General features: G+C 67.7%; 21 protein-coding genes. 10 read left to right on the top strand and 11 right to left on the bottom strand.

Going from position 1 to position 22395, the window contains the following annotated elements; all coding sequences use genetic code 11:
* Window positions 1-160 precede the first annotated feature (160 nt).
* Window positions 161-1093 (top strand): type I pantothenate kinase, encoded by a 933-nt coding sequence (gene coaA / locus CA951_RS04390; protein WP_005238987.1) that lies wholly within the window; start codon window positions 161-163, stop codon window positions 1091-1093.
* Window positions 1094-1133: 40 nt separating this feature from the next.
* Here the strand turns inward: coaA and CA951_RS04385 are convergent, their stop codons facing one another.
* Window positions 1134-1901, bottom strand: a complete 768-nt coding sequence (locus CA951_RS04385; protein WP_087555696.1) for an isoprenyl transferase — start codon at window positions 1899-1901, stop codon at window positions 1134-1136.
* Between the two features lie 161 nt (window positions 1902-2062).
* Here CA951_RS04385 and CA951_RS04380 point away from each other — a divergent pair, with 161 nt between their 5' ends.
* Complete coding sequence (locus CA951_RS04380) at window positions 2063-2731, top strand: hemolysin III family protein (protein ID WP_087555695.1); 669 nt, start codon at window positions 2063-2065, stop codon at window positions 2729-2731.
* A 6-nt stretch (window positions 2732-2737) separates the two neighbouring features.
* Here the strand turns inward: CA951_RS04380 and CA951_RS04375 are convergent, their stop codons facing one another.
* From CA951_RS04375 to mca, 3 genes are read right to left on the bottom strand one after another with little or no spacing between them, the layout of a single operon-like run.
* Complete coding sequence (locus CA951_RS04375; protein WP_087555694.1) at window positions 2738-4753, bottom strand: thioredoxin domain-containing protein; 2016 nt, start codon at window positions 4751-4753, stop codon at window positions 2738-2740.
* Window positions 4754-4770: 17 nt separating this feature from the next.
* Window positions 4771-5091, bottom strand: coding sequence for a hypothetical protein (locus CA951_RS04370; RefSeq protein ID WP_072940693.1), 321 nt, complete (start codon window positions 5089-5091; stop codon window positions 4771-4773).
* A complete protein-coding gene (gene mca, locus CA951_RS04365; RefSeq protein ID WP_087555983.1) occupies window positions 5088-5966 on the bottom strand; it encodes a mycothiol conjugate amidase Mca in 879 nt (292 codons plus the stop codon). The genes CA951_RS04370 and mca overlap by 4 nt, the downstream gene beginning before the upstream one ends.
* Window positions 5967-6156: 190 nt before the next feature.
* Between mca and CA951_RS04360 the strand changes: the two genes are divergently transcribed.
* Both CA951_RS04360 and greA read left to right on the top strand, forming a co-directional pair.
* Entirely contained in the window at window positions 6157-6582 is a 426-nt protein-coding gene (locus tag CA951_RS04360) for a DUF4307 domain-containing protein (RefSeq protein ID WP_087555693.1), read from the top strand.
* Between the two features lie 225 nt (window positions 6583-6807).
* The gene (gene greA, locus CA951_RS04355; protein ID WP_005238978.1) at window positions 6808-7302 is read left to right on the top strand and encodes a transcription elongation factor GreA; all 495 of its coding nucleotides are present in this window, start codon (window positions 6808-6810) and stop codon (window positions 7300-7302) included.
* A gap of 81 nt (window positions 7303-7383) precedes the next feature.
* Here greA and CA951_RS04350 read toward each other — a convergent pair whose 3' ends face one another.
* Together CA951_RS04350 and CA951_RS04345 are read right to left on the bottom strand one after the other, a co-directional pair.
* Window positions 7384-8733, bottom strand: a complete 1350-nt coding sequence (locus CA951_RS04350) for a bifunctional lytic transglycosylase/C40 family peptidase (protein ID WP_087555692.1) — start codon at window positions 8731-8733, stop codon at window positions 7384-7386.
* Window positions 8734-8879: 146 nt separating this feature from the next.
* Window positions 8880-10772: a YecA family protein gene (locus CA951_RS04345; RefSeq protein WP_143543019.1), complete on the bottom strand. Its 1893-nt coding sequence runs from the start codon at window positions 10770-10772 to the stop codon at window positions 8880-8882.
* 120 nt (window positions 10773-10892) lie between these two features.
* On the opposite strand from CA951_RS04345, the gene CA951_RS04340 reads away from it, so the two are divergent.
* Window positions 10893-11084 (top strand): hypothetical protein, encoded by a 192-nt coding sequence (locus CA951_RS04340; protein ID WP_009479096.1) that lies wholly within the window; start codon window positions 10893-10895, stop codon window positions 11082-11084.
* Between the two features lie 25 nt (window positions 11085-11109).
* Window positions 11110-11880: an FAD:protein FMN transferase gene (locus CA951_RS04335; protein WP_087555690.1), complete on the top strand. Its 771-nt coding sequence runs from the start codon at window positions 11110-11112 to the stop codon at window positions 11878-11880.
* A gap of 7 nt (window positions 11881-11887) precedes the next feature.
* Here the strand turns inward: CA951_RS04335 and ilvA are convergent, their stop codons facing one another.
* Entirely contained in the window at window positions 11888-13120 is a 1233-nt protein-coding gene (gene ilvA / locus CA951_RS04330; protein ID WP_087555689.1) for a threonine ammonia-lyase, read from the bottom strand.
* An 85-nt stretch (window positions 13121-13205) separates the two neighbouring features.
* On the opposite strand from ilvA, the gene CA951_RS04325 reads away from it, so the two are divergent.
* On the top strand, window positions 13206-14378 hold the full coding sequence (locus CA951_RS04325; RefSeq protein WP_087555688.1) for an IS30 family transposase: 1173 nt from the start codon (window positions 13206-13208) through the stop codon (window positions 14376-14378).
* A gap of 48 nt (window positions 14379-14426) precedes the next feature.
* Here the strand turns inward: CA951_RS04325 and CA951_RS04320 are convergent, their stop codons facing one another.
* From CA951_RS04320 to CA951_RS04310, 3 genes are read right to left on the bottom strand one after another with little or no spacing between them, the layout of a single operon-like run.
* Entirely contained in the window at window positions 14427-15599 is a 1173-nt protein-coding gene (locus CA951_RS04320; protein WP_087555687.1) for a cystathionine gamma-synthase, read from the bottom strand.
* Window positions 15600-15620: 21 nt separating this feature from the next.
* Window positions 15621-16154 (bottom strand): hypothetical protein, encoded by a 534-nt coding sequence (locus CA951_RS04315; protein WP_087555686.1) that lies wholly within the window; start codon window positions 16152-16154, stop codon window positions 15621-15623.
* Between the two features lie 6 nt (window positions 16155-16160).
* Window positions 16161-17399 (bottom strand): RNA-guided endonuclease TnpB family protein, encoded by a 1239-nt coding sequence (locus tag CA951_RS04310; protein WP_087555685.1) that lies wholly within the window; start codon window positions 17397-17399, stop codon window positions 16161-16163.
* 50 nt (window positions 17400-17449) lie between these two features.
* Between CA951_RS04310 and tnpA the strand changes: the two genes are divergently transcribed.
* Genes tnpA through CA951_RS04295 form a run of 3 tightly spaced genes read left to right on the top strand, consistent with a single transcriptional unit; the run spans window position 17450 to window position 18994 of the window.
* The gene (tnpA, locus tag CA951_RS04305) at window positions 17450-17812 is read left to right on the top strand and encodes an IS200/IS605 family transposase (RefSeq protein ID WP_218780480.1); all 363 of its coding nucleotides are present in this window, start codon (window positions 17450-17452) and stop codon (window positions 17810-17812) included.
* A gap of 22 nt (window positions 17813-17834) precedes the next feature.
* Window positions 17835-18668: a sulfurtransferase gene (locus CA951_RS04300; protein ID WP_087555684.1), complete on the top strand. Its 834-nt coding sequence runs from the start codon at window positions 17835-17837 to the stop codon at window positions 18666-18668.
* A 20-nt stretch (window positions 18669-18688) separates the two neighbouring features.
* Entirely contained in the window at window positions 18689-18994 is a 306-nt protein-coding gene (locus CA951_RS04295; RefSeq protein WP_087555683.1) for a DUF1416 domain-containing protein, read from the top strand.
* Window positions 18995-19030: 36 nt separating this feature from the next.
* Here the strand turns inward: CA951_RS04295 and CA951_RS04290 are convergent, their stop codons facing one another.
* Window positions 19031-22309, bottom strand: a complete 3279-nt coding sequence (locus CA951_RS04290; RefSeq protein ID WP_087555682.1) for a protein kinase — start codon at window positions 22307-22309, stop codon at window positions 19031-19033.
* Between the last annotated feature and the right edge of the window lie 86 nt (window positions 22310-22395).

Raw genomic sequence — 22395 nt, 5'->3', positions numbered from 1 at the left:
CCTTAGTCGCAGACGCGTCTGCCTGACCCGCCGACAGCGCAGCCTGTGGCACCAAGCACAATCCGACTATGCAACCGCTACTCGCCAGCGCAACGACGACGGCAGAGATTCTGGGCACGGACCGCTCACTCCCCCGTGTACCCGAGTGTGAGCGGAACTGATGGCGCGGACGAGCGAGTCCAGTCCGTACGTCGAATTCGACCGGAAGCAGTGGCGCACACTGCGTAAGTCGACGCCGCTCGTCCTCACCGAGGAAGAGCTGTACGGACTGCGTGGCCTCGGCGAGCAGATCGACCTCGAAGAGGTCGCGGAGGTCTACCTGCCACTGTCGCGTCTCATCCACCTGCAGGTCGCGGCCCGGCAGCGACTGTTCGCCGCGACCGCGACGTTCCTCGGCGAAAAGCATCCCGACCAGCAGGTGCCGTTCGTGATCGGCGTGGCAGGCAGCGTGGCGGTCGGCAAGTCCACCACGGCGCGTGTCCTCCAGGCGCTCCTCGCGCGCTGGGAGCACCATCCCCGTGTCGACCTGGTGACGACGGACGGGTTCTTGTACCCGACGGCCGAACTGAACCGCCGCGGGATCATGCACCGCAAGGGCTTTCCCGAGAGTTACGATCGCCGCAAGCTGCTGCGCTTCGTCACCGAGGTGAAGTCGGGGGCCGAAGAAGTGGCCGCGCCGGTCTATTCGCACATCTCGTACGACATCATCCCCGGTCAGTACCACCTGATCCGGCAGCCGGACATCCTCATCATCGAGGGTCTCAACGTGCTGCAGACCGGTCCGCGGCTGATGGTGTCGGACCTGTTCGACTTCTCGATCTACGTCGACGCCCGGATCGAGGACATCGAGAACTGGTACATCCAGCGCTTTCTCGCGCTGCGGAAGACGTCGTTCTCCGACCCCGACGCGCATTTCCACCACTACGCCGGACTGTCCGACCGGGACGCGACGTCTGCCGCGCAGGAGATCTGGCACAACATCAACCGGCCGAATCTGGTGGAGAACATCCTGCCGACGCGGCCGCGCGCGACGCTCGTGCTGCGCAAGGATGCCAATCATTCGATCAATCGGCTGCGTCTGCGCAAGCTGTAGGTGAGTGGCGAAGTGTCCTCCGGCACGCTTCGCCGCTCACCTACACGCCGAAGCGGCGGTGCCGGGCGGCGTAGTCACGCAGCGCCCGGAGGAAGTCGACGCGGCGGAACTCCGGCCAGTACGCCTCCGTGAACCAGATCTCGGAGTATGCGCTCTGCCACAGCAGAAAGCCCGACAGCCGCTGTTCCCCCGACGTGCGGATCACGAGGTCGGGGTCGGGCTGGCCGGACGTGTAGAGATGGCCGTCGATGCTGTCGATGGTGATCGATTTCACGAGTTCGTCACCCGCCAGTCCGGCGAGGAGTTTCTCGCTGAGCAGCGACTGCACGGCGTCGGCGATCTCCTGGCGCCCGCCGTAGCCGATCGCGACGTTGACGTGGGTGCCGGTGCGACCCTCGGTTCCGGCGGCCGCGTCCCGCAGGCGGCGGGACTGTTCGGCGGGCAGGAGGTCGAGGGCGCCGACGATCTTGACGCTCCAGTTCTTGTCCGGTCCGGAGATCTCCTCGACGACGTCGGTGATGATCTCGAGCAGGGTGTCGAGTTCCTCGGGGTCGCGGCGCAGGTTCTCGGTGGACAGCAGGTAGATGGTGGCCATCTCGATGCCCGCGGCGTCGCACCAGCCGAGCATTTCGGAGATCTTGAGGGCGCCCATGCGGTGGCCGTGGCTGACGTCCTCGAAGCCGTTCTCCCGCGCCCACCGCCGGTTGCCGTCGCACATCACGGCTATGTGCCGGGGGTGCTGTAGACCGTCGAGCCGCTTCAGTAGCCGACGCTCGTAGATGCTGTACAGCAGTCCTCGCGCACTCACCTGGAGATCACCATGACAGGCAAGACTACGCCGCGGCCGTAGGTGATCCGCGACGGCCGTCACACAGCGCACGACTTCCTGCTACCGACGGGTACGCTCTCACCACAAGCTAACCTACGGTTGCGTAGGTTAGCGCCACGCACAGCGAGAAGAGGTGTTCAGTGACCGCTTTCGGCCTCGACGAACTACCCGTCAAGCCCCGACTGCGAGGGTGGATCCACCTGTGGGCGTTCGGCGTCTCCGTGATCACCGGCCTCGTCCTCGTCACGCTGTCCGGCACGCAGGTGTCCGGGGAAGCAGCGCTCGCCACCGCCGTCTACAGCCTCACGGTGTGCGGTGTGTTCGGGGTCAGCGCCACCTACCACCGCATCCACTGGAACACCGTCGCCGCCCGCACGTGGATGAAGCGGGCGGACCATTCGATGATCTTCCTGTTCATCGCGGGCAGCTACACGCCGTTCGCGGTGCTGGGTCTGCCGCCCGACACGGGGCGGACGCTGCTGATCGTCGTGTGGGCGGGCGCACTCGCCGGGGTCGCGCTGAAGATGCTGTGGCCGACGGCGCCGCGCTGGGTCGGGGTGCCGCTGTACCTGCTGCTCGGCTGGGCCATCGTCCCGGTCGCACCCGAACTGACGCACGAGGTGGGCGTCCTCCCGATGCTGCTGCTGCTGATCGGCGGCATCCTGTACTCGGTCGGGGCGATCCTCTACGCCACCAAGTGGCCCAACCCGTGGCCCACCACGTTCGGGCATCACGAGTTCTTCCACGCCGCCACCGTCATCGCGGCGTTGTGCCACTACATCGCCGTGTGGCTGGTGGTGTTCCGGTAGGCCGGACTACCGGCTCAACGCGACGGCGAGATCCTCGGCCGTCGACACCGGGCGGTCGCACACGAACCCGCGGCACACGTACGCCGCCGACAGACCGCCGACCAGCGGCCGGTCGGCGAGCAGCGGGGACGAGTCCGGTTCGCCGCCGACCACGACGGCACCACCGGGAGCGAGCCTGCGCGCCTCCCGCAGCAGCGCGGAATCGCCGTCGGTGGCCACCGCCACCTGGATCGGGCCGCGCACCGAGGCCTCGGCCACCGCGAGCCAGTGCCCGGCCGATCGCGGTGCGCGCTCCAACAACAGCGCCACCCGGTCGAGCGATGCGGCGGCCGCGGTCGCGTACCGGCCCGAGGCGTCCGCGTCGGCCACCGCGGCCGCGGTGAGCAGCGCCTCGGCCAGGCACGACGCCCCGGACGGCGTCGCACCGTCGACCGGGTCGCGGGGACGGGTCACGAGGGTTTCGGCGTCGTCGGCGGTGTCGAACCAGCTGCCCGGCCGCTCGTCGTCGGCGAAATGGATCAGTGCGCGGTCGAGCAGCGACTGCGCATGCGACAGCCATTCGGTGCCGCCGGTCGCCTGATACAACGCGAGCAGCCCCGTCGCCAGGCAGGCGTAGTCCTCGAGCACCCCGGCCGGCTCGCCCACCGACGCTCCCAGGGACGCCCGCCGCAGCCGATCGTCCACGACGTGCAGGTCCAGCACCGCATGCGCGCACGCGGCGGCAGCGTCCACCCATTCCGGTCTGCCGAGTCCGGCGCCCGCCTCGGCCAGTGCGGTGATCGCGAGGCCGTTCCAGGCGGTGACCACCTTGTCGTCGCGGCCCGGCTGCGGCCGCGTCGCACGCCGGGCGAGCAGGGTGTCCCGAATCCGGCGCCAACGATCCCAGTCGTCCGGGTCGCGCGGGAGTTGCAGGACCGACGCGCCCGCCTCGAACGTCCCGTCCGCGGTCACCGCGAACACCCGGGCCGCCCACTCGCCGTCGTCCGGTCCGAGAACGTCGACGAGTTGCTCCGGGGTCCACACGTACGTGAGTCCCTCGACGCCCTCGGTGTCGGCGTCGAGGGCGGACGCGAACGACCCGTTTTCCGTGCGCAGATCGCGCAGCAGGAATTCGACGGTCTCCTCGGTGACGCGGACGGCCAGGTCCGAGCCCGTCCGCCGGCCCAGGTGTGCGTAGGCGCGCAGCAGCTGGGCGTTGTCGTAGAGCATCTTCTCGAAATGCGGCACCACCCACGCGGCGTCGACCGAATAGCGGGCGAAGCCGCCGCCGAGCTGGTCGTAGATTCCGCCGCGCGCCATCGCCGACGCCGTTCGCATCACGACGCCGAGCACGTCGGCGTCGCCGGACCGCTCGTACGTGCGCAGCAGGCCTTCCATCAGCGCGGACGGCGGGAACCTGGGGGCTCCCCCGAACCCACCGCGTTCGGCGTCCTCGTCCCGCAGCACGGTCCCGGCGGCCGCATCCAGCAGGGCCGCGGTCACCCGGACGTCACCTTCGGGAATGCCCCCGGCCCCGCGCCGCAGTTCCGCGACCACCGAGGCGGCCGCCTCGTCGACGTCGCCGCGGCGGTCCCGCCACGTGTCGGCGATGGCTCCCAGCAGCTGGGTGAACGACGGCATCCCGCCGCGTGGCTCGGCCGGGTAGTAGGTGCCGCAGTAGAACGGGGCCCCGTCCGGGGTGAGGAAACACGTCATCGGCCAGCCGCCCTGGCCGGTCATCGCGACCGTGGCGTTCATGTACACGGCGTCGAGGTCGGGACGCTCCTCGCGGTCGACCTTGACGCACACGAAATGCTCGTTCATCAGCGACGCCACCGCCTCGTCCTCGAAGGACTCGTGGGCCATGACGTGGCACCAGTGACACGCCGAGTATCCGATCGACAGCAGGATCGGGACGTCCCGTTCCCGCGCCCACTCGGTCGCCTCGGGACCCCACTGCTGCCAGTGCACCGGGTTGTCGGCGTGCTGTCGCAGATAGGGGCTGGTGGACCCACCGAGCGTGTTGCGTTCGCGTGGGTCCATGTCCAGCTCCTGTTCGACTACTTCTGCAGGTTCGGCGGGGTGTCCGTGGGCTTCGGCGGTTCGGTCTTGCCCGCGCCGCCGCCGTGGATCGCGCCGCGGTCGGTGCCCTCGTCCACTTCCTGGTCCGGTTCGGGGTGTTCCGGCTCGAACGTCTCGGGCAGGTTCTTGAGCTTCTTGTTCATCGACCGCACCAGCAACACCACGCCCGCGAGCAGCGCGAGAATGACGACGAGGCCGATGGGCGACGCCTTGCCGAACTCGGGACCGGACGGGGTACTCGGCGTCTGCGCGAGGATGTCCGCCGCGCCGGCCACGATGTTCACCGTCAACGCATTCACTGCTGTCCGTCCTCGTGGATGCCCGCGAACAGATCGCTCTCCGGGATGGAGGTGGTGACCCGCGTCTTGGCGAGCTCGAATTCCTCGGTCGGCCAGATCTTCTGCTGGATCTCGAGCGGAACCGCGAAGAACGAGCCGTTCGGGTCGATCTGCGTCGCGTGGGCCCGCAACGCGTCGTCACGCTGAGGGAAATAGTCGCCACACGTGATCTGGGTGGTGACACGCGCCATCAGGTCACCCTGCTCGGTCTTCCACTTCTTGAGCCACTCGGCCATCGGGAATTCTTCGCCGCGGCGGTCGTATTCCTCCTGGAACTGCAGGAGACGCTTCCGGATGAAGCCGTGCGAGTAGTAGACCTTCTGCACCTTCCACGGCTCCCCGGCGTCAGGGAACTGCTCGGGGTCGGCGGCGGCCTCGTAGGCGGCCATCGACACCTCGTGGCAGCGGATGTGATCGGGGTGCGGGTACCCGCCGTTCTCGTCGTACGTGGTCATGACGTGCGGACGGAACTCGCGGATGACGCGCACCAGCGCCTCGGTCGACTCCTCGAGCGGAACGAGCGCGAAGCAGCCCTCCGGCAGCGGCGGCTTCGGGTCGCCCTCCGGCAGTCCGGAGTCCACGAATCCCAGCCACTGGTGCTGGACTCCGAGGATGCGGGCGGCCTCGGCCATCTCCTCGATGCGCACCTCGTGGATGCGGTCCCTCACCCCGGGCACGTCCATCGCGGGGTTGAGGATGTCGCCACGTTCACCACCGGTCAACGTCACGACCTTCACTTCGTTGCCCTCTGCGGCGTAACGGGCCGTTGTCGCCGCACCCTTGCTCGACTCGTCGTCGGGATGCGCATGGACGGCCATGAGCCGGAATCCGCTCACGTATTCGTTCACCTCAACTTCGCCAGTAGCCGTTGCCGGCTTGTCCGTGTCGCGCGCTCTCGCCTCCGCCATCGCTGACGGCGCACCGACGCACGTCCTCTATAGTTCCACCCGAGAGTTCCGCTTGCAGCCGTGCCCCCGCTCGAGTGCTGTGAGTTACGTGGAACCGGAGCGGTACGAGAGTTGAGAGATGACGAGAACGCTTCCCCCGGGCCGATACACAGCCGCGGCAAAGCCTCCGCGCCCGAATCGCTGGCTCGTGTGGGCGCTCTCCGCGGCGGTCGTCGTCGTCGGCGTGATCGTGGCGTTCGTCGCATACGAGAAGTTCGCCGTCTCCGAGATCGACAGTGAAGCCACGTCGTTCGATCTGGTGAGTGAGTCGCAGCTCGACATCACGTTCACCGTCACCCGGGAGGATCCGTCGCGGGCCGCGGTGTGCATCGTCCGCTCCCGCTCCAAGGACGGTTCCGAGACCGGCAGGCGCGAGGTCTACATCGCCGGCGGCGACAGCCAGACGGTGAAAGTCACCGCTCCCGTCTACACGTCGCGCCCCCCTGCGATGGGCGACATTTACGGCTGCAGCCTGGACGTTCCGGCCTATCTGACCGGCGGCTGACACCCGCGCAGCCGAGCGACCGTTCGGATTATTCGGGGTTTGCGCTCCCCGATCGTGCTAGAATCGCCTGGTACACGGTTCCGTTTGGAACCGTGTATTGCTGCATTGGCGGCAAGGCGGAAGACGAACGGCCACGGCCGTCGAATCCGCCGAGCCGTTGATCACTGCTGTTGCAGTGGTCTGTCGAGGGAGCCCGGCGGCTCCAACTACGAGGGAGTGATCGAGATGACCGAGACCCAGGTGACCTGGCTGACCCAGGAGTCACATGACAGGCTCAAGAGCGAACTCGACCAGCTCATTGCCAATCGTCCGGTCATCGCCGCCGAGATCAACGAGCGTCGCGAAGAGGGCGATCTGAAGGAGAACGGCGGCTACCACGCGGCCCGCGAAGAGCAGGGTCAGCAGGAAGCCCGCATCCGTCAGCTCCAGGAACTGCTGAACAGCGCGAAGGTCGGCGAGGCCCCCACCCAGTCCGGTGTCGCACTGCCCGGTTCCGTGGTGAAGGTCTACTACGACGGCGACGAGAAGGACACCGAGACGTTCCTGATCGCGACCCGCGAAGAGGGTGCACGCGACAACAAGCTCGAGGTGTACTCGCCCAACTCCCCGCTGGGTGGCGCGCTGCTCGAGGCGAAGGTCGGCGAGACCCGCGAATACACGCTGCCCAACGGCAGCAGCATGAAGGTGACGCTCGTCAGCGCGGAGCCGTACCACAGCTGATCTCGGATCAACCGCCGAAAACTCCGGTCCGGGCCCAGTGCCCGGGCCGGAGTTTTCTGCATCGAGCGCTGCGGAATGTGATCAGAAGACCCGGCGGGCCTTCATGTCGGCGAACACGGGACCGATGCGCACCACGTCGCCCGTCGTCGGGGCGTGCAGCATCTGGCCGTTTCCGACGTAGATCGCCACGTGACCCGGACCACCCGACTGCCAGTTGCCGAACAGCAGGTCTCCGGGCCGGGCCTCCGACAGCGGCACCTCCACACCGACGTTCCACTGCGTTTCCGACGTGCGGGGCAGTTTGACGCCGGTGGCGGCGTACACGGCGAACGAGGTCAGCCCCGAGCAGTCGAACCCGCCGCCGGACGGTCCGTTGATGTTGCCGCCGCCCCACACGTACGGCAGGCCGATGAACCGCATGGCCGCCTCCACGACGCGGCTCGTGTCACCGGCGGCCGCACCGTAGAAGAACGGCGACAGCATCCGCGCGAACGAATCCTCGAGGGATCGGATGCGTGCGACGTACGGCTGCGTTTCGTGCTCGTAGTCGAACTTGCCGGCGGGCATGCCCCCGGCGGTCCGGACCGCACCCCCACCGGCGTTGTAGGCGGCGATCGTGAGGTCGAGGGTGTCGCCCTTGACCACACCCTCCTTCTTCCACCCGTCGATCTGCCCGAACAGGTCGCACAGCATCTGACCGGACGCCATCATCGGGTCGGCGACGCCGTTGATGTCGACCTTGCCGTCGCCGTCCGCGTCCTTGCCGTACTTGGCCCAGGTGTCGGGCATGAACTGGCCGGGGCCGCGGGCACCCGCGCGGGACACCGGTGACGTCGCGCCGTAGCGGAACCCGTTCTCGACCGAGTACAGGGCCGCCAGTGTCGGCGGCTTGATGCCCTCGCACAGCGATCCGGCCTTGCGGATCCACGGCGCGAAGACGGCGATGGCGCCGACGGGCGCGAGCGAGACACCGGGAAACCCGGCGGGGACGGACGGGATCAGCGATCCGAGTCCGCTGATGAGCGCCGGTACGCCCGGCAGAGCGGCGAGGCCCCCGATCGCGGTTCCGACGTCGGGGGCACTCATCACGGGCGGCTGGTCGAGCGGGGTGTCCGGCAGGGCCAGCGGCGGAACCGGGGCAGGCGGCGGCGCCGCCTCGACGGCGGGCGGCGGCGGAATGTAGGGGTCGGTTGCCTGCTTCACGACATCCGAGGCCTGCGCCACCATCTGCTCGGCCTGCGCACGGGCCGGATCCGGGAGGGTTGATATTGCGTCGTTTACCTGTTTCTGAACGTCGGGTGAGGCCTGCTCGACCACCTGAATTGCTTCTGCTGCCTGATCTTTCACCGGCTGCGGTATGTCCGCTCCCTGAACGATGGCCCCCGCTGCGGTGGTGATCGCCACGATGATCGCCGCTGCATCAACTGACATACGTGCGCTCCTCCTCCTCGGTGCACCTAACCGAGTGAGTTCACGTTACGACGGGGCACAGCAGATGCGAGGCGATTCTGCGGGATTGATCCGTTTCCTACCGTGACCTGCGGGAGAGCGGCACCCGGCGAATCCCGCCGCCCTGATCACCCACTCGCCGGCACGAAACGTTCGCTGAGGATCTCGACCAGGTAGGCCGGATCCGTGGTTTCGTCGTCCAGCGCCGCGAGCAGTGCCGCGCGCCGATCCTGCGAGATCGGTTCGATTCCGCCGAAGATCTGCCACGTGTCCCCCGCCGGGACGACGCGGGCACAGATCAGATTCCCGGCGTGCAATTGGTGGCTTGCGGCGACTTCCCGGATGTCGCGGCGGTCGCCGGTGCGCAGGTCCCGCAGTGTCAGACCCTCGCCCGCCCGGACCTCCTCCACCTCGTGCAGCGACCGTTCGACTTCCTGCCACTGCCGCGCGAGTGCGAACTCGTCCGGGGGCAGCAGATATCCGCGGCATTCGACGAAGTCGGCGAACGCACCGCCCTCGAAGAGAGCGATGTCTGCGACCAGCGGATCCTCCAATGCCTGGTACAACGCTGCGTCGCCCGCCCAGTTCTCGGAACGGATCTCGGCGTACTCGACGATCTGATCGCGCCAGCCGAGTTCCTGCGCGTGCAACTTCGCCTTCTGGTACAGCCATCCGGCCCGCTCGGACAACGCATGATCACCCTTGCCGAGGTGGCACGTCTTGTACTTCCTTCCCGACCCGCACCAGCAGGGATGATTGCGGCCCAGCCCCGGCCGCGGCGTCGGCTGAAAGTTTTCGAGCACCGCGTGCAGCGGCTCCGCGTCCCCGCCGGCCATCCGGTTCAGCAACGACAGCCCGCGGACGGCATCGCCGCGATCCGACGCGAAACGGGCAAGGTCGAACAGAGCGAGGTCGAACGCTCCGTCCAGGACGAGAGCGTGTTCGTAGTGTTCTTCGGCCTGTTTCGGGAAGCCCTGCATCTCGGTGGCCCGGCCGGCGATCCACGACGCGGCGGCTTTCACGTCGCGCGGTCCCGACGCGAGCAGCCGATCCGCGGCGAGCAGGAGTACCTCGGGATCGACGTCGACGTCGAACAACTCCTGAGCGGCGACTTCCATGACAGCCGGATCGGCGAGGGCGGCGTAGAGCTCCGGCTTGTCGAAGAACCTCGCCTGGATGTCCTGGTTCTCGTCTTCCTCGAGAGCCGTGACCAGCGACACCAGCATGGCGACGGCCACCGCCGCATCCATCGGCACCCCGAGCTCGTCGGCGTACACGCCGATCATCAGGTCCCGGGCGTAGACCTCGAAATCGAATCCGCGAGCCGCGACGAGTTGCCCGGACCGGTCCAAGCCGACGGCCTCGACTATGTCCGCCAACGGCAGCGTCGGCACGGTGAACGCTGCCGGATCGTCGACCAGGAGGTGCCAGACCTCCTCCTCGAGGTCGAGCACCGACGTCTCGCTCAGCCGACGAGTGAGCCGCAGCGCAAGGTCGGGTTCGTCCTCGACCGGCTCGCCGACGAAGTCCAGGCGCACTCCGCTGTCCGTGGCGATCACCGCCAGGAGATCCCCCGGAGAACACTGCGCGAGGGTGCCCCGGGGAAGGACGAGCACCTCCGCCTCCGACCAGCTCTCGCCATCGACCCCTCGCGCGGCCAGTTCGTCGGCCTCGTCCTCGAAGAACACGACCTCGAAGCCGTCGACGTCGGGGTCCCCGGATGCGAGGTGCAGGAGTGAGCCGAAATCGTCCGGCTCCACGACGTCGGCCGCGATCTCCTCCGCGGTGAGGCGGTGCGTGAGGACGCGTCCCGCGAGCAGAATGTCGAGCGCCACCCGTCGGTCGTCGGGAAGGGTTCCGAGAAGTGGCGCGTCGAACTCCTCCACGTAGTCGATCAGGTCGTCGACACCTCCCCAACCCGAATTCGCAAGCGCGGCTGCCAGCTCCCGTTCGGACAGCGGGCCGCGCTCCCGCAGCACACCCAGAGCGGCGTCGAGCAGTTCGTCATGGTCCGCGATCACGGATCCGATCGTAGTGACGACTCCGTCACTACGGTGGCTGTCGGGCACGACTGGCCACTCGGCGCGGAGAGTCAGATTCTTCCCAGGTTGTTCTAAGGTTCGTCGGGGAAGCTGGTCGGCATGAGTGAAGACCGACGGATTTCCCGCCTGCTTCCCGTTCGCCGCGTCTTGGCGGCAGCCGGAATCGCCGGACTGGTCGCCGGTGGCGGTATGGCGGCGGCCGCAGATCCCGCGACCCCCGATTCGACGGTGGCAGCACCCCTCGTCTCGGCCGGATTCGGCGCACCGGACGCCGTGTCCAGCGGTTCCTGAGATTCCGCCACCGGAGAACCACCACATGACCAGCGCACGCAGCGCAACCGAATGGTCCACCTGGGGTGTGCACGCACGGATCGTCGTCACCGACCCCGACGCCCTGAGCTCGGCGTCGAACCTGATCCGCGGTTACCTCGCGGCCGCCGACGCCGCCGTCAACCGCGACCGCGCGGACGCCGAGATCCGCGCGCTCGACGAGGGCCCGAACACGGTGACCCCGATGTTCGCGCGGTTCCTCACCGACGCCCTCGCCGCAGCGCGCACCACGGACGGCGCCCTCGACCCCACGGTGTCGGCGCCCGCACCCCACTCGTGGCGGTCGATCACCGTCGACGGCACCGAGGTCACGCTGCCTGTCGGGGTGGAACTCGACCTGACGGCCACCGCGCGGGCGAGTTCCGCCGACCACTGCGCGTCGACGACGGCGGAGTTGCTCGGGTGCGGCGTCCTGGTCGCGCTCGGCGGCGACATCGCCACGGCCGGGACCACACCGCCGGGCGGCTGGCAGGTCCAGGTCCAGGATCTGCCGGGCGATCCCACCTGCCAGGTGTCGATCCCGTCCGGTGCGGCCGTCGCGACCGCCAGCACCGTCAAGCCCCTGCACCCCGACTCCGTCTCGTTGTGGCGGACCGTGTCGGTGGTCGCCGGGTCCTGCACCACCGCGCACGCGTCGAGCACGGCGGCGGTCGGGATGGGCGGCGGCGCGATCGACTGGCTCACCAACCTGGAGTTGCCGGCCCGGCTGGTCGATCAGGAGTTCCGGGTGATCACCCTGGGCGGGTGGCCGAGCTAGATCCGGCCTACTCCTGCAGTCGGACCGCGTACCGGGCGTCGCGCAGGGCCTCGAGGAGATCCTGCCGGTGCCCGGGACCGCGGGTCTCGACGGTGAGGAACACCTCGACCTCGTCGAGTGCGAGCGCGCCGCCGGTGCGGGAGTGGACGACGTCGACGACGCTGGCGCCGTTGCCGCTGATCACGCCGAGGAGGCTGACCAGACCACCCGGTCGGTCCGGAATGGTCACGTGCACACCGAGATACCGGCCGGCCGCGCGGAGACCGTGATTGACGACGTGGGTGAGCAGCAACGGGTCGATGTTGCCGCCGGACAGCACCGCGCACACCTTGCCGGTGAGTCCCAGCTCTTCGGTGGAGCAGCTGATCAACGCGGCGACCGCCGCCGCGCCCGCGGGCTCCACGATGAGCTTCGCGCGCTCGAGGCACAGGAGAAGAGCCCGCGACAGGGCGTCCTCACTGACAGTGACGATCGCGTCGACCTGGGAGCCGACGTGGGCGAACGGCACGTCGCCCGGACGGCCGACCGCGATACCGTCCGCCATCGTCGACATCGTCTCCAGCGGAATCGGGCGACCCTCGGCCAGCGACCGCGGCCAGGCCGCCGCCTGCTCGGCCTGGACGCCGACGACCCGCACGTCGGGCCGCATGGCCTTCACCGCGGCGGCGATGCCCGCGATCAATCCGCCCCCACCGGTCGGGACGACAATCGTGCCGACGTCGGGTTCCTGCTCGAGGATCTCGAGTCCGACGGTCCCCTGCCCGGCGACGATGTCGACGTGGTCGAAGGGATGGATGAGGACCGCGCCGGTCTCGTCCGCGAACGCCTTCGCCGCGACGAGCGCGTCGTCCACCGTGTCGCCGGTGAGATGGACGGTCGCCCCGTACGCCTTGGTGGCGACGAGTTTCGGCAGGGGTGCACCGGTGGGCATGAAGACGGTGGACGGGATGCCCAGTTCGGTGGCCGCCCAGGCCACACCCTGCGCATGATTGCCGGCACTGGCCGCCACGACCCCGCCGGCCCGTTCCGCGGCCGAGAGATTCGCGATCCGGTTGTATGCACCACGAGGCTTGAAAGATCCTGTGCGCTGCAAATTTTCACACTTCAACGACACGACGTGCCCGCATCGTTCCGACAGCGCCCGAGACGCGATCACCGGCGTCCGGCGCATGACGGGGTCCAGCAGCTTACGAGCTGCTCTGATCTGATCCAGCGTGACAGGCTCCACGCGGGCCAGCATATGGCGCTCCGCGCCCCGTGCGCCTTTTTGGTTGGGCGGGTTCAACCGGTCGTTGCAACATCCCTGATGATGGAGGGTGTTGCAGATGGTGATGATCGGTCGTCCGCCGGCGTCGGAGCAGTCGCGGTTGATATTCTGGCAGTGTCGTACGCAGGGTGCCACGGTCGTGGAAGCGGCGTGCGCCGCGGAGGTGACCGCGTCCACCGCGCGCCGGTGGATCATCGACTCCGGTGGGGTTCGTCCCCGCCGGAGTCCACCCCGATCCGCCCGGTTCCTGTCCCTCGAGGATCGCGAACAGATCGACGTGATGGTCCGCGACCGGTGCAGCATCACCGCGATCGCGGCGGCGTTGGGGCGGCATCGCACCACGATCAGCCGGGAGATCGAGCGGGGCACCAACCGGCGCGGCTACTACGTCGCCTCCACCGCACACCGGGCCGCGCAGGCGAGGTCCCGGCGCCCGAAACCGGCGAAGCTCGCCGTCCACGACCGGCTGCGGGCGTTCGTGGAGAAACAGCTGACGAAGAAGTTCTCACCCGAGCAGATCTCCCGGACCCTGGTGCGCAGGTTCCCGAACGACCCGGAGATGCGTGTGTCCCACGAGACGATCTACCTCTCGCTCTACATTCAGGCCCGCGGCGGCCTCAAACGTGAGCTGACCAGCGCACTCCGGACCGGGCGGGCGTTGCGTAAGGGCCACCGCAAACCCGGCGAGCGGCGCGGCCGGATCCCGAACATGGTCAATGTGTCCGAGCGCCCNTCCGAGGCCGAGGACCGGAAGGTCCCCGGGCACTGGGAGGGCGATCTGATCATGGGCGAGGGCAACCGGTCGGCGATCGGCACCCTGGTCGAGCGCAGCTCCCGGTTCGTGATGCTGCTGCATCTGCCCGGCGGGCATTCCGCCCAGAACGTGCGGGAGGCGATGGCCGCGCAGATCGGGGAGCTGCCGGAGGCGTTGGCGCGGTCGGTCACCTGGGATCAGGGCACCGAGATGACCCAACACGCCCAGTTCACCGTCGACACGGGGGTGCAGATCTACTTCTGCGATCCGCACTCCCCGTGGCAACGGGGCACGAACGAGAACACCAACGGGCTGCTGCGCCAGTACTTCCCCAAGGGCACCGACCTGTCCGTGCATTCCGCCGAGCACCTACGGTTCGTCGCCGACGAACTCAACGACCGTCCCCGCAAAACCCACGACTGGCATACTCCAGCCGAGAAGCTCAACGAATTATTCGATGGTGCAACGACCGCATGAATTCGCCTTGCTGTAGCTACCAAAAAGGCGCACGGGCGGCGAAGCCGCCTACTTCAGCGCCTGCTCGATGTCGCCCACCAGATCGGCGGCGTCCTCGATGCCGACGGAGAGGCGCACCAGGTCGTCCGGCACCTCGAGGAGCGAACCGGCGGTGGAGGCGTGGGTCATGGCGCCCGGGTGCTCGATCAGCGATTCGACGCCACCGAGCGACTCGGCCAGCGTGAAGATCTCGGTGCGCGAGCAGAAGTCCAGCGCAGCCTGCTTACCGCCGGCGAGGCGGACCGAGATCATGCCGCCGAAGCGGCGCATCTGCTTCTCCGCGACCTTGTGGCCGGGGTGCGACTCGAGCCCGGGGTAGATCACCTGCGACACCGCGGAGTGCCCGCTGAGCAGTTCGACGACCTTCTCTGCGTTGTCGCTGTGCCGCTCCATGCGCAGCGACAGGGTCTTGATGCCGCGGAGGGTGAGGAACGCGTCGAACGGTCCGGGGACCGCGCCTGCACCGTTCTGCAGGAACGCGAACGCCGTGTCGAGTTCTTCGTCGTTGGTGACGAGTGCGCCGCCGACGACGTCGGAGTGCCCGCCGATGTACTTGGTGGTCGAGTGCAGCGCGACGTCGGCGCCGAGTTGCAGCGGCTGCTGCAGGTACGGCGACGCGAACGTGTTGTCGACGACGATCTTCGCGCCGGCTTCGTGCGCGATGTCGGACAGCGCCTCGATGTCACCGATGTTGAGGAGCGGGTTGGTGGGCGTCTCGACCCACACGAGCTTGGTGTTGGGCCGGATGGCCGCCCGGACCGCGTCCACATCGGACACCGCGGCGGGCGTGTACTCGATGCCCCACTGCGTGAAGACCTTGTCGATCAGACGGAACGTTCCGCCGTAGGCGTCGTTCGGGATGACGAGGTGGTCGCCGGGGCGGAGCGCGGCGCGGAGCAGGCAGTCGGTGGCGGCCATGCCCGAACCGAAGGCGCGACCGTACGTGCCCGACTCGAGGGCGGCGAGGTTGGCCTCGAGCGGTCGTCGGGTGGGGTTGCCGGTACGGGCGTATTCGAATCCGTTCCGCATGCCGCCGACGCCGTCCTGTGCGAACGTCGAACTCGCGTAGATGGGGACGTTGACGGCGCCCGTCTGCGGGTCCGGGTCGAATCCTGCGTGCACGGCCTTGGTGGAGAACCCCTGCCAGCTGATGTTGTCCGCTTTGCTGCGCTGCTCACTCATGGCCCCCAGCCTAGTGGGGACCTAATTCTCCAGATACTCCGCGATGGCGAAGGCGACGTCGAGCTTGGTCGCGCCGCTGACGGAGGGGTCGAGCGCGTTGACGATGATGCTGTGCTCGGGTGTGAGCAGGGCCATGGCCACGACGTCGAGGACCACCCCGCCGAACTCGGCGGACCGGGGGTCGGCGACGACGTTCGTCCCGTTCCGCATTTCGGCGATGACGGCAGGATCGGTGACCTGCGGCCTGACCGACGCGGTGAGGGTGCTCATCACGTTGGTCGGCCCCTTGGACCACGAGCAGGTCGGGTCGGTCGATCCGGGGAGGACGGCCTCGGTGAGATGCGGCCGGTCCGAGACGAGCCGTCCGAGTGCTCTCGTCAGCGCGGTGCAGTCGGCCGACGCCTCCGACGGTGATGTGCCCGAGGACACCGATCCGACGTCCGGCGATCCCGGCTGTGCGACGGCGGCACCGTCGATGCTGTTCCCGCATCCGGCGACGGCGAACCCGAGCAGGGCCACCGGGACCACCAGGACACGACGCAGACGAGCACTCACTATCAACTACCCGGTCCTGAAGGGCGCGGGTTTGCTGCTCACGTTCCAACTGGCTGCTAGAGGGGTGGCTGCTATAGGCACGGTTGATTGGGCGGCCCGGTAATTGTCGTGTCCGAGTGCGGCAATGTTGGCGGCGGCGTTATGGTCGGCGTGGCCGGCCCATCCGCAGCCGCGGCACCGGAACAGTGCTTGACTGTGCCTGTTCGCGGTGTCGCAGTGCCCGCAGAGGTGACACGTCTTACTGGTATTGCGAGGGTTGACCACCTGCACCGGCACTCCCGCGGCTTGCGCCTTATAGGTGATCTGGTCGCGCAGTTGCGCGTATGCCCAGGAGTGCAATTGTTGCCGTTGTCTGCGTGCGAGCCGTACCCGGTCCCGGATTCCCGACAGGTCTTCTACCGCGATCCCTTGACCGGNGCGTTGNGCCTGGGCAACAATCGTTTTCGAGAGTTGGTGATTGATGTCGGTGGCGTACCGAGTCTCCTTCCTACGCCGTTTCTTCAGTTTCCGTTTCGCGGACTTGGTCCCCACCTTTTGCAGCGCGGACCGGATGGTTCCGTTCTTTTTCCGGCGGGCGGTGACCGCACCACCGGACCACCGGACGTCGAGTTCGGCCGGNTCGTCNGCGGTGGTCACCGCCAGGTTCACGATCCCCAGGTCCACNCCCAGCCACCCGGTGGGGTCGTCGGCGGGGACCANCTGCTGCGGTGCGTCGGTGTCGACGGTTGCGTGCAGGTAGAAAGATCCGTCGCGGAANATCAGATCCGACTCGCCNTTGCGGTCGGCGAGCATTGTCAGCTGCCACGGCGCGCACACGAATCCGACGTTGCGCATCCGGCCNGCGGTCGTCCAGATCGACACCGTCGATCGATCGATCTGCCACGACAAGCACCGATCGTCGAACGGNTGGCCCGCGTCCTGACGGAACACGATCGCCTTACCTGCAACCTTCGCATACCGTGTCGATCCCGGCGTGCCGTAATTCCCGTTNCGCAGGTTCGCTGTCCGGGTCGCGTACGCATCCGCGACCTTCTTGATGACCCGGATCGCCGGTTGCGCCGACAACCCGCACGCTTTGAGCTGGGCATAGACCTGCTTTTGCAGCGCGAACGGGCGCCGATCAGCGGCGGTGTGCGCGAGCTGCGCAACCATGTTCGCCCCCGCATTGCACAACTCCAGTGTCGATGTCAGCGCCACATACTGCTCCGGGGTCGGAGCCAGCTTCACGACAACGATCCGCTTCACACCCTGCACCCTTCCGTTCACCGACCCGATGCGAGTAGATCATGGCAGCGGTGTGTGACAAGTTCGGCGCAACGTTGACCGCGTTCACCGGAAAAACCGACCACGTCCACCTATTAATCCACTACCCACCCACCGTGCAACTCTCCACCCTGGTCAATAGCCTCGAGGGCGTCTCCGCNCGATACCTGCGCNAAGAGTTCCCCGACCACATCCAGAAATACCTGTGGGGCAACCACTTCTGGTCACCGTCCTACTTCGCNGCCTCCGCAGGCGGAGCCCCACTCGCCACCATCGCCGAGTACATCACCAACCAAGAACGACCCGAACCCACACCAGAAACCGACCCCGCTACGCGCCATCGCGCAATACAGAATCAGCTTCCTCCCGGCCCGAAAGGGCCAGGCTTCCTCTGATTAATCCGGTGAAGGAAAGAACATGGCTCGCTCCGACGTCCTGGTCTCCACCGACTGGGCTCAGCAGAATCTGAAGGCCCCCAACATCGTGTTCGTCGAGGTCGACGAAGACACGTCCGCCTACGACAGTGGCCACATCGAGGGCGCCATCAAGCTCGACTGGAAGAAGGATCTGCAGGATCGGGTCCGCCGCGACTTCCTCGACCGTGAGCAGTTCTCCGATCTGCTGTCGGCACGCGGCGTCGCCAACGACGACGAGGTCGTCCTCTACGGAGGCAACAACAACTGGTTCGCGGCGTACGCCTACTGGTACTTCAAGCTCTACGGCCACGACAACGTCAAGCTGCTCGACGGCGGCCGCAAGAAGTGGGAGCTCGAGAAACGCCCCCTCTCCGAGGACACCGTCACCCGCCCGTCCACCACCTACCGGGCGTCCGAGCCGGACCTGTCGATCCGCGCATTCCGCGACGAGGCCGTCGACGCGATCGGTGTGCTGAACCTGGTCGACGTCCGGTCTCCCGACGAGTTCACGGGCAAGATCCTCGCGCCGGCGCATCTGCCGCAGGAGCAGAGCCAGCGTCCCGGCCACATCCCGGGCGCGCTCAACGTTCCGTGGAGCAAGGCCGCGAACGAGGACGGCACGTTCAAGTCCGACGAGGAACTCACCGCGATCTACGGCGAAGCCGGCCTCGACGGATCTCGGGACACCATCGCCTACTGCCGGATCGGTGAGCGCTCCAGCCACACCTGGTTCGTGCTCAAGGAACTGCTCGGACACAAGAATGTCAAGAACTACGACGGCAGCTGGACCGAATACGGCTCGCTCGTCGGTGTGCCGATCGAACTGGGCAAGTAGCGGAGCGCGGGAGCAAGCACATGAGCGCAGCACCAACGCAAACCCACACCATCCCCGCCGGCGTCGACCTCGGCAAGGAAACCGCCATCACCGGCAAGGTCGTCACGGGCGACGGAGAACCTGTCGGTGGAGCCTTCGTTCGACTCCTCGACGGCACAGGCACGTTCACCGCCGAGATCGTCGCCTCCGGTACCGGGGACTTCCGTTTCTTCGTCGCACCGGGCGACTGGACCGTGCGGGCTCTCTCACCGGTCGGCAACGGCACGGCCTCGGTGAAGCCCACGACCAGCGGCCTCCACACCGTCGACATCACCCTCACTGCATGACATTTCGCCGCCGAACACCACCCCGAGAACGGCGACTCAGGATCCCTCGCCCTGAGATTCCACGACCCAGGCCGCGATCTGCGCGCGCGAGTTGAATCCCAGTTTCGTGAGCAGGTGCTCCACGTGCCCCTGCGCGGTGCGGGGGGAGATGACCAGCCGAGCCGCGATCTCTTTGTTGGTCAGTCCCTCGGCGATGAGGGCGGCGACTTCACGCTCCCGCTTCGTCGGTTTCGGGGACGGACCGGTGGAGGTCGACGAGGGTAGAACCTGCTCGCCCAGTGCGTAAGCGACGGCTGCGTCGAAGCCGAGCGCTTCACCCTTGCGGTGGGCAGCGGTGAACGCCGGTTCGGTCATCGCGCTTCGCGTCAGACGTTCGCACTCGTCCTGGTACACGCTCAGTCCGGGCACCAGCACCGTCGAACTGCCCACCGACCGGGTGAGCGCCTCAGCGGCTCCCATCAACACGACTGCCCGTTCCATGTTCTGTTCCTCGGCGGCGATCCAGGCGAGTGCCTGCAGGCACACACTGGAATTGAGCCGGTCGTTCACCCGGCGGTTCACCTGGAGCGCCTGCCCGAGGAGCCGTACCGCCCGGGCCGTCTCCCCTTTCTGCCACACGGCGACGGCCAGCGCCCACAGCGAATACGACCGGTACACCGATTCGCCCTGCGCCTCGGTGATCGCGAGGATGCGCTCGTGGCATTCGACGGCACGTTCCGTGTCGTTCAACAGGTCGTAAATCATGCCGAGACCCACGACGGCGGCCACCTCGAAGACGTCGTTGCGTGCCGTGAACACATGTATGGCCTTCTCGAGATGTGTGCGCCCCTCGGGAAGGCGGCCCGCGAACAGGGCCGCGTATCCGATCGCGTAGTCGAGATGCGCGCGCACCTCGGGATCGGGCGTCCGGGCGGCGAGCGCCCGCGCGTCCTCCGCCAGGGTGTCCGACACCGTAATGTCGCCCTGCACTCCGGCCAGCACGGCGGCGCTGTACAGAGCCTTGGCGCGATCGATCGTGGGCTCGGACGGCTGCCGGGCAAGGAAACGACCGAGCCACCGGCGCCCCTCGACGAACAGCCCCCGGGCCAGCCAGTACGGGTACAACGCGGCCGCGATCCGAACTCCGATGTCCGGGCTGTCGGACAGGCAGAAGTCCAGCGCTTCACGAATATTCGGCAGTTCCCGACCTAGTTTGGCGATCAACGGAAGTTGCCGGGAACTGATCCATTCGGATTCCGCTTCGACCGCGAGGCGGTCACACCAATCCCGGTGCCGACGGCGCAGTTCGGTGTACACGCCGCTCTCCTGCGCCTTGTCGCGCCCGTAGGCGCGCACGGTCTCGAGCATCCGGAATCGCACCGCGGTGCCCGACTCCTCTCTCGTCAGGATCGACTTGTCGACGAGAAAGGTCACCGTGTCGAGGAGGTCGTCCACGTCGGCATCGTCGCAGACCTGTTCCGCCGCCTCGAGTTCGAAACTGCCCGCGAACACGGACAGCTGCGCCCACATCCGTTGTTCCACAGGCGTGCACAGGTCGTAGCTCCAGTCGATACACATCCGCAGCGTCTGCTGCCGCGACGGCGCGTCCCGGCTGCCGCGGGTCAGCAGCAGGTAGCGATCGGTCAGGCGCTGCAGGATCTGGTCGGGAGTCATCGCACGCAGCCGTGCCGCCGCCAATTCGATCGGCAACGGCAACCCGTCCAGCCGCTGACAGATTCGGGCGATCGTGACCTTGTTGTCCTCGGTGAGTTCGAAGCCGGGGACGGCGGCGATACCGCGTTCGACGAACAGCGTGACCGCGTCGTTGCGGGGCAGCCCCTTGGGGAGATGGTCGGGGTCGGGGACGGGCAGCGGAGGGATCAGCAGCGCCACTTCCCCGCCGATGCCGAGCGGTTCGCGACTCGTCGCGAGGATCCGTAGTTGCGGGCACGCGCGAAGCAGGATTTCCGCGAGTTTCGCGGCCGCGGCCACCACCTGCTCGCAGTTGTCCAGCACGAGCAGCAGGTCCCGCGGAGCGAGGAACTCGACGAGCACCTCGTGGGGGTGTCGCGCCGACTGGTCACGCAGCCCCAGGGCGGTGACCACCACCCCGGCCAACAGCGAATCATCCAGCAGTTCACCCAGTTCCACCAGCGTCACACCGTTCGCGAAGTTCCGTTGCGCCTTGGTGGCCGCACGAATGGCGAGCCGGGTCTTCCCCACCCCGCCGATCCCGGTCAGCGTCACCAGCCGCGACGTCGACAGCAAATTCGTCGCCTCCGCCAGTTCCGTACGGCGGTCGACGAAGCTGGTCAGCTCCAGCGGGAGTCCGCCCGTCCGGCCCGAGTCCGCCGGCGATCCCGCGGGCCGGCGCCACGCGCCTTCTCCCCCGGAACCGGCGCGCGGTTCCGACGTGCTGCCCTGCACTGCAGCTGTTTCCGCATACATTGCCATTTCGTCGACCGGGAAGCCGTGACGCAGTTGCGCGTCGCGGAGTTGCCTGCCCAGTTCGACGGCGGACGGGCGGGCCCCGGGTTCGGACGACATGGCACGTTCGATGACCGCGCTGATGTCCTCGGATACGCCGTGCTCGCGCGGGTTCGGGACCGGCTCGGACGCGATCCGCAGGAACTGCGCCACGAGCTGTTCACCGCTGCGGCGTTCGAAGGCCGCGTGACCGGTGATCGCCGCGAACAAGGCGGCGCCGAGGCCGTAGACGTCGGCGGCGGGACTGGGAGCGTCGCCCGCCACGACCTCGGGGGCGGTGAATGCCGGCGACCCCGTCACGATGCCCGCGCTGGTCTCGAACCCGCCCGCGATGTGGGCGATGCCGAAGTCGGTGAGTGCGGGCTCGCCGTAATCGGTGATGAGGATGTTCGCCGGTTTGACGTCGCGATGGAGGATTCCGAGGCGATGGGCGGTCTCCAGGGCGCCGGCCATCTTCACCCCGAGCCGCAGCGCCTCGTCCACCGGGAGCGGTCCGTGGCGGCGGATCCGTTCGTCGAGCGAACCCTGCGCCTGGTACGGCATCACGATGTAGGGCCTGCCGTTCTCGGTGACGCCGGCGTGCAGAACGTTGACGATGTTGGGGTGACCGGTCAGCCGGCCGGCCGCACGCTGCTCCCGCAGGAACCGGGCGCGGTTCTCCTCGTCGAGGTCGGCGGTGAGGACCTTGACCGCCACGGTGCGGTCGAGCGCAGTTTGGGTACAGCGGTACACGACCCCGAATCCGCCGCGGCCGATCTCGTGGGCGTCCTCGAATCCGGCCGTCGCCAACTCCGCCGTGACCGAACCGGACACGTCGCGCTGGGTGGCGAACGGATCGACGTCAGTCATCGACTACATCGATTCGTCCCATTCGAAACACGGTCGACGCATGCCACACTGCCCACCTCTCGACGTTGTACCCCAGGATATCGCCG

The sequence above is a fragment of the Rhodococcus sp. NCIMB 12038 genome (genome assembly GCF_002165735.1).
Lineage (GTDB): Bacteria > Actinomycetota > Actinomycetes > Mycobacteriales > Mycobacteriaceae > Rhodococcus_F.
This window is presented reverse-complemented; position numbering and strand designations above follow the sequence as displayed.